Here is a 7,364-nt window from a genome sequence, read left to right on the forward strand (position 1 = left end):
TGCAAAATATTACCAATAAAGTTACTTTGACGATGTTCCGTAAGTTGCTCGCGCAACGTTTGAATGCGCTCTAAGAAGCCATTCATAAAATTGGATTTATCAAAGCGTTGATTAATAACTTTAACCCCCACTTGTTGCTTTTGCTGCCAAGTGTCTTCATCTGTAAATAACGCCACAGCCTTTTTAGAAAATGCCATTACATCATCTTCAATGAATCCATTGGGTGCTTCATGACTAAACATGCCTTCTGCTGCAATCGATGACATTACACATGGTGTACCATTGTGCATGGCATCTATTAACTTTCCTTTTAATCCAGCACCAAATCGTAAAGGTGCCAAGCAAACACGAGCCTGTTGCATTACCTCATTAACATCTGCAGCAAAACCTCTTATAAAAAAGCCTTCAGATGGTTTATGTAATTGCATAACCCGTTGTGAAGGATAAGCCCCATAAATATGTAGTTCTGCCTTTGGTAAGCTTTTGCGAATTACAGGCCAAATATCTTTTTTGAGGTGTTCAACCGCATCATAGTTTGGTGCATGTAAAAAGTTACCGATGGTAATAAAATGATTTCGCTCATTAAATGTTGGTGTACTTTCAATAGCATTCTCAGTAATAGGATCAAGTAAAAAAGGCAGATAACATAAAAGACTCTCGTCGATATTGAAATCCGTTGTAAGAATTTCTATTTCGACTTCAGAAATCATGATGCTTAAATCGGAACGGTAAATGCTTGCAATTTCGCGCTTAGTGGTATCATTCTGAAGATAAGTCATAGTCATAGCTACATCCTCTTTTAAAGCTTTTTGCCTTGCTTTTCTTAGACCGTGAAAGTCCTCGGTATCTAAGATACGTAACGCGTCTGGTAAGTGTTCTGCAACACGCCAACCATATTGCTCCTCAATCATAAAACGGTCAAAGAGTACAACCTCTGGATTAAGCGCTATTATAAAGCTATCAAAGGAATCATCATTTAAGACAATAGCTTGAGTTTGGATTCCTAACTGTGAAAGGTCATGGGTGTTATCCGATGTATTGGCTGCACAAGCAAAAGTAATCTGATATCCTTGCTGCTGAAATTGTTCTATAAGTTGAAGCATACGACTACCAGCAGCCGAGCTTTTAGGCTCTGGCCATACAAACCCAATGATTAAGAGGTTGCTACAAGACATAACAACCTCTTAAATTAAAACTTTTATCATATAAATGGCAGAAACAATTCACCATTTTTTAAATTAATTATCTTTTAAATACACCAGACGTTCTAAACGCTTTAGTTCATTATCATCGACATATTTTCCAATCTCTTTCCTGAACTGTTCCATAGATTTGTATGGTCTGTACTCTTCAAACTCGTGAGTCATTTTCTTACCAACTCCTGGTAAAGCTTTGATATCTTCCTCAGATGCTGTATTTAGTTCTACTGGTACAAATACATAATTAAGGTAACGCTCAACTTCTTCTTCATCCACATACTTACCAATTTCTTTTCTAAACTGTTTTACACTAGTATATGGTCGATACTCTTCAAACTCGTGTGCCATACGATCACCAACACCAGGAATAATTTTAAAATCAGCTTCTGCTGTTGTGTTTAGATTTAAGGGTATGAACATTTGCTTGTAAAGCTCTTCTTTATTACTATCCATAAGCATTTTATCCAAATCCATCATATCTAAAAATGGTCTTTTATTTAGGATTGTTGCGATGACTTCAGAAGGTAATCCTAAACCTTGAAGATCTGCTTCTGTAGCCAAATTAACATTTATTACACCTTTAGCCACTGTAGTTTCAGTTTTTACCTCTGCCGTTTCGTCGATTTCTTTAGCTTCAGAGGTAGTTGTTTTGTCCGGTGTTTCGGCTTCTGAATTTTTGCAAGACATCATACAAGCTGCAACTAAAGTGAATACGATAAATAAAGATTTGATATTTCTCATTGTTTATGATTTATAAGGATTAAATATGAATAACCGATTAATGCCAATACAACCATACTTAAAGGAGCTAAAGCTGGTAAAGCCCCAAATAAACTCTCAACAAATAAATCCCAGCCGCTTAGTGTTGGTGTCATTTCAAGCTCAAATTCATAATTGGCCTGTAGATGCAAAAATGCCCCATAAATACCGCTTGATGCTGTCAGTACAAGTAAAATTTCAAACACCTGATTTAAGAAACGACTGCGGTAGACAGACAAAACAAGAACTAACAGTAATAATAAGCCGATAAATAGGATTGGAATAAACTGAAGGGCATCTTCATAATGATCAAGCAGATACAGTTCTGAAACAGTACCTAACATCATAAATAAAAAGCCAGTGGTAATGATTTTTTTTAAACCCAAGTGCTGATTTTTGTCTTAAGTGATTGTATTGAAGCACAAAGTTACATACGATTGGAATGAAAAAAAAATTATTTAGAAAAATTCTAAATAATAATTTTAAGGTACCGACTATTCACGAGGTTCATTTAAAAAATGCACTAATAATTTTATTGTGGCTCTTTGACAAAGACATATTTTAACCTCGCAATTTGTACCCAATCTGTGACAGCCCGAACTTGAGCATCTGTTAACGTAGCGGCACTATGTGTCCAGGTATAACTTAGTAAAGGCATATGTCGCCTTTGGACTTCTTCAACCAGTTCTTCCAATTTGTGATCTTTCTTTTTTTTCGTATAATTATTCCATTTAGAAACATTTAAACCCCTTTTACCATGTCTTATATGATCGGCTAACCAATAATTAACCGGTGTTATAGCATTATACCAAGGATAGCGCGTATGGTCACTATGACAATCGAAACAAACATCTTTCAGAATGAGTTTGACATCTTCAGGTGGATTTGTATCCTCAAAAAATGCTTCAACAGATGCCAAATCACCATGATTCTTCTGAGGACCAAAGAACTGGGCAAGTAAGAGAACAATAAGGATGGCTAAAAATGCGTTTTTTACGAGTTTTTTTATCATTGTAGTTTCACTAATTTAGAACTGTTAAATTAACAAACCTTTTGACAAAAGACGAACTTTACCAAGAATTGGACTATGTGGATCATAAAATAGCATGTCGAGCAGCTTGGGTATTTGAATTTATGTGCAGAGAACGACTAGAAGCCATCATTCCATACCTAGATACATTTACACGAAATGTAGGTAAGGTGCATTTAGATCCTGCCATAAGACCAATGGCAAAAGTCTGCGAATACCTCATCAAGGATTATTATTCTAAAAAGAACAGCAAAATAAAATCAGCCTTATCTGAAGCACACAAGGAAAAAATCATTGAAGCTTGTTTTGATTGGATGATACATAACGGAAAAATCGCTCCTAAGACCTACTCCATGAATTCGTTATATTTATTAGGAACAGAATACGATTGGATTCACCCAGACTTAGCAATGATTTTAGAACGTGATTTTCAGATGCAGAGTTCTGGTTTTAAAGCGCGTGCACGACATATTCTTAAGAAAATAAAAGGTTGAAAACTTTGGATAACTCATTAGCTATTCCACTAAACTCTTGGCTAACTTTATTATCTTTGGACCTTCAAAATTTTAAAGTAAATGGCACTTTCTCAGCTTAACGCAATTTCTCCAATTGATGGTAGATACAGATCTAAAGTAGATGCTTTAGGCAATTACTTCTCAGAAGAAGCATTAATAAAATACAGAGTATTGGTAGAAATCGAATACTTTATTGCTTTATGTGAATTACCATTGCCACAATTAGCATCTGTTTCTCATGACGTATTTGAAGATTTAAGAGCTATATATAAGAATTTTACTCCGCTGGATGCATCAGCAATAAAGGCTATTGAAAAAGTAACTAATCACGATGTTAAGGCTGTTGAATACTTCATCAAGGAAAAGTTTGATACTCTAGGTTTAAATGATCACAAGGAGTTTATTCATTTTGGTTTGACATCTCAAGACATAAATAATACAGCCATTCCTTTGAGTATTAAAGAAGCTATGAACGATGTTTATGTTCCTGAATACACGACTGTTCTTGATAAAATAGAAGAACTCTCTAAAGAATGGGCCACAATACCAATGCTTGCAAGAACACATGGACAACCGGCATCACCAACACGTCTTGGTAAGGAAATGGATGTCTTTGTAGTCCGACTTAAAGAGCAATTTAATTTATTGAATGATATTCCGAGTGCTGCGAAATTTGGTGGAGCAACAGGAAACTTCAATGCGCATAAAGTAGCCTATCCAAGCATAGATTGGAAAGTCTTTGGCACCAAGTTTGTACAAGAAAAACTAGGCTTGCAACATTCGTTCCCAACCACGCAGATTGAGCATTATGACCACATGGCGGCTTTATTTGATGCGCTGAAACGAATTAACACCATCATCATAGATTTAGACCGAGATATCTGGACCTATGTATCTATGGATTATTTCAAACAAAGAATTAAAAAAGGTGAAGTCGGCAGTTCGGCTATGCCACATAAAGTCAACCCAATAGATTTTGAAAACAGCGAAGGTAATTTAGGTATTGCCAATGCTATTTTCGAACATTTAGCAGCAAAGCTACCAATTTCGAGATTACAACGCGACCTAACAGATAGTACTGTTTTAAGAAATGTTGGAGTCCCTTTTGGACATACTGTAATTGGATTTAAATCTACATTAAAAGGCCTTGGCAAATTGTTATTAAACGCTGAGAAATTTGAAAAGGACTTAGAACAAAACTGGGCAGTCGTAGCAGAGGCAATACAAACTATCCTAAGGCGTGAAGGTTATCCTAATCCTTATGAAGTCTTAAAAGGATTAACTAGAACCAATGAGGTAATAACAGAATCTTCAATTTCAAATTTTATTGATACCTTAGAGGTATCGGAGGCTATTAAAACTGAATTAAAAGCTATTTCCCCAAGCAACTATACAGGTATATGAGCTGGTTCCCTCTAAATAAAAACACTATTGCACTAATCTTGGTAGCAACCATAACCATTGGTTTTTTTGTTGCTGGATTGTTTAATGTATTAGATTACTTTATTGTGAAAATCTTACTGATTTTGGGAACAGCTATTTTATTTGTAATCGCATTGTTCTTCGGTTTAAAAAATCGTAAAAAAAATCATCCTGCAAATTAATTACAGGATGATTCTGGTTAACATTTTAAATAAATTTTATACGTTTATTTAAAAAACTCTTTAAAACTGTTTAAGTTGCTATCATCAAAATCCATATCTTTTATAATGGATTGTAAAGACATTAATTTTCCAGCATTCATATCATCACCAAGAACTCTTGCTACAGCAAAACCTCTGTCATTTGCATTTCCAAAAATGATAAGCTCATCTATATTCTCCACATCACCAATAAACTTCACCATGAACTTACCGTCTATAGAATTTCCTCCACGCATCAACTCTTGATATCTATCGTCTTTTAAAATTAGTTTTATCTTATCTAATTCTACTTGATACTCTTCTTTATTATCATCGCCTAAAGTAAATGCTAATACATTAAGTTTATCAACAGATTCATAGGCTTCTTTTTGCTCATCTGTTAGTTCTACCTTATCTACATCTATAAAACTTGAAGGGATATCAGCTGAAATAAATCCTGGCTTTAATTCATTATCTACAAAGTATGTTTGCAGTGTAGGACCTTGGTTGCAGCTTGTAAAAGCTACAGCCAAGATCAACATTACCATTAATTTTTTGATTGATTGTTTCATTATGTTTTAGTTTTTCTGACCTGCTTTTTTCAATTGCTCACCTCCTGGAATATCCATTTGATTTGTAATCTTTGAAACTTGTCTAAGATCAATATCACCTGTTAAAGTCATAACTACGGTTTCGAATTCGCGCTTTTCACCATTAATTTCGATGTCGCTACCTTTTGTCATTTCCTTGAGGCCACTGATATACATCAATAATTCTTTTACGTGGTTATCGTCTCTACCTTCCTTTACATAAAATTTCACAGTTTGATCTCCATCCTTAATACGCATTAACTCTTCAAGATCAGAAGACTTTAAATACTTGTTTACCGTTGCCTTCATGTCAGCAGAAATTTTCTCATCTCCTGTAGTAAACACTTTGAAGCCTGTTATTTCTCCAGCCATTTCGGCATACTCTTTCATTTCTGGATCATCAATATCCACTCCCATAGTAGCTAACATTTTAAACATTTTCTGATTTAAAATAACTGATGTTACGCCGTCTAAATCCTCAAACTTATCAAATACACTTTGACTAAATGCCGTGATCGAGGCAAACATCATCGCTATAATTATTACAACTTTTTTCATAATTTCTTGTTTTAAATTTTTAATTTTTAATTCTTAATTCTTTAATAATTTGTTTGTTGATTGATTGAATTCTGTAATGTGACTTGCCTTTTCCAAACCAACATTAAAATTCTCAGAAGCTAAGTTTAATGTATTTAAACTTGCTGTTCCTTGATTAAAATTATTTGAAAGCATGGCTAATGCCTCTTTTGCTTCCAGATACATTTGTTGTTCCTCTTGTGAATAATCTGCAAGAGATTTTTGACCACCAGACCAATTAGGAATGAAGATACTTAACATTAGAACTGCAACTGCTGCGACAGAAATCCATTGATACATTTTAGTTCTCTTAGGTTTTAATGGAACGTCTTTAGTGTACTGTTCGGTTTGAGATTGTGCAAAGTAGACAAACATTGGTTTATAGTGCTCCAAATGTGGTGCAACGTTGTCGCTAGTAAAATAAGCTCTTAATTGTGCTTCTTCTGCTAACGACGTTTCAGCCTTGTCATACTTTTCGATTAATTTTTCTATACTATTTAATACCATAACGATGTGTATTAGTCAATTTCTCTCTTATTGTTTTACGTGCTCTAGATAAATTTACTCGGATGGCTGTTTCATTCATGTCTAACATTTTAGCAATCTCAGCAAAATCATACTGTTCAATATCTCTCAATTGCACTATTATTTTTTGTTGTTCTGGAAGGTCTTCAATTATTCTCGAAACCCAGTCCATGCTATCTCTAGCTTCTACTTGCTTTTGTAATGACGAACTATTGTCCGTATAATTACTATGAACGATTTTTAAGTTTTGTGCTTGTTTAGATTTTAATCTGTCCAAACAAAAGTTCTTTGTCATCGTCATCGAGAAGGCTTCAACATTTTTATAGTCTCCGATCTTCTCTTTGTTTCTCCACAATTTCAATAGTATCTCTTGCGTTGCGTCTTCAGCTTCTTCATGAGAAACTAATAATCGTTTGGCTAAACGAAATACTTTATCCTTAAATGGCATTACTAAGCTTACAAAATCTGCCTGCTTCATTACGTTTTTGATTGGTGGTAAAAGCGGTTTTTACTCGCTTTCATAATTACGACGATACACATTACATTTT

General features: G+C 34.5%; 11 protein-coding genes. 3 read left to right on the forward strand and 8 right to left on the reverse strand.

From position 1 onward, the window contains the following. From HRU49_RS13460 to HRU49_RS13475, 4 genes are all read right to left on the reverse strand, one after another. Positions 1-1,175: glycosyltransferase (locus HRU49_RS13460; protein ID WP_296358035.1), on the reverse strand; the 1,175-nt coding region annotated here is incomplete at its 3' end. Between the two features lie 63 nt (positions 1,176-1,238). Next, positions 1,239-1,940 (reverse strand): helix-hairpin-helix domain-containing protein, encoded by a 702-nt coding sequence (locus HRU49_RS13465; protein ID WP_296358037.1) that lies wholly within the window; start codon positions 1,938-1,940, stop codon positions 1,239-1,241. Further along, complete coding sequence (locus HRU49_RS13470) at positions 1,937-2,344, reverse strand: hypothetical protein (protein ID WP_296358039.1); 408 nt, start codon at positions 2,342-2,344, stop codon at positions 1,937-1,939. Before HRU49_RS13470 ends, HRU49_RS13465 begins: the two co-directional genes overlap by 4 nt. A gap of 146 nt (positions 2,345-2,490) precedes the next feature. Next, the gene (locus HRU49_RS13475; protein WP_296358041.1) at positions 2,491-2,970 is read right to left on the reverse strand and encodes a heme-binding domain-containing protein; all 480 of its coding nucleotides are present in this window, start codon (positions 2,968-2,970) and stop codon (positions 2,491-2,493) included. Positions 2,971-3,011: 41 nt separating this feature from the next. Between HRU49_RS13475 and HRU49_RS13480 the strand changes: the two genes are divergently transcribed. The 3 genes from HRU49_RS13480 (at position 3,012) to HRU49_RS13490 (ending at position 5,107) form a co-directional block, all read left to right on the forward strand. Then, positions 3,012-3,482, forward strand: coding sequence for an adenylosuccinate lyase (locus tag HRU49_RS13480; protein WP_296358043.1), 471 nt, complete (start codon positions 3,012-3,014; stop codon positions 3,480-3,482). Positions 3,483-3,563: 81 nt separating this feature from the next. Beyond that, entirely contained in the window at positions 3,564-4,907 is a 1,344-nt protein-coding gene (gene purB / locus HRU49_RS13485; RefSeq protein ID WP_296358045.1) for an adenylosuccinate lyase, read from the forward strand. Continuing rightward, the gene (locus HRU49_RS13490) at positions 4,904-5,107 is read left to right on the forward strand and encodes a hypothetical protein (RefSeq protein ID WP_296358047.1); all 204 of its coding nucleotides are present in this window, start codon (positions 4,904-4,906) and stop codon (positions 5,105-5,107) included. The genes purB and HRU49_RS13490 overlap by 4 nt, the downstream gene beginning before the upstream one ends. Before the next feature lie 44 nt (positions 5,108-5,151). Here HRU49_RS13490 and HRU49_RS13495 read toward each other — a convergent pair whose 3' ends face one another. Genes HRU49_RS13495 through HRU49_RS13510 form a run of 4 tightly spaced genes read right to left on the reverse strand, consistent with a single transcriptional unit; the run spans position 5,152 to position 7,294 of the window. Beyond that, positions 5,152-5,697 carry a DUF4252 domain-containing protein gene (locus tag HRU49_RS13495; RefSeq protein ID WP_296358048.1) on the reverse strand — a complete coding sequence of 182 codons (546 nt, stop codon included), beginning with the start codon at positions 5,695-5,697 and terminating at the stop codon, positions 5,152-5,154. 6 nt (positions 5,698-5,703) lie between these two features. Further along, positions 5,704-6,273, reverse strand: coding sequence for a DUF4252 domain-containing protein (locus tag HRU49_RS13500; RefSeq protein ID WP_296358049.1), 570 nt, complete (start codon positions 6,271-6,273; stop codon positions 5,704-5,706). A 33-nt stretch (positions 6,274-6,306) separates the two neighbouring features. Beyond that, a complete protein-coding gene (locus HRU49_RS13505) occupies positions 6,307-6,798 on the reverse strand; it encodes a hypothetical protein (RefSeq protein WP_296358052.1) in 492 nt (163 codons plus the stop codon). Next, entirely contained in the window at positions 6,785-7,294 is a 510-nt protein-coding gene (locus HRU49_RS13510) for an RNA polymerase sigma factor (RefSeq protein ID WP_296358054.1), read from the reverse strand. Before HRU49_RS13510 ends, HRU49_RS13505 begins: the two co-directional genes overlap by 14 nt. Positions 7,295-7,364: the final 70 nt, after the last annotated feature.

Origin of the sequence: Winogradskyella sp. (assembly GCF_013213975.1) — a bacterium.
In the GTDB taxonomy this organism is placed as follows: domain Bacteria; phylum Bacteroidota; class Bacteroidia; order Flavobacteriales; family Flavobacteriaceae; genus Winogradskyella.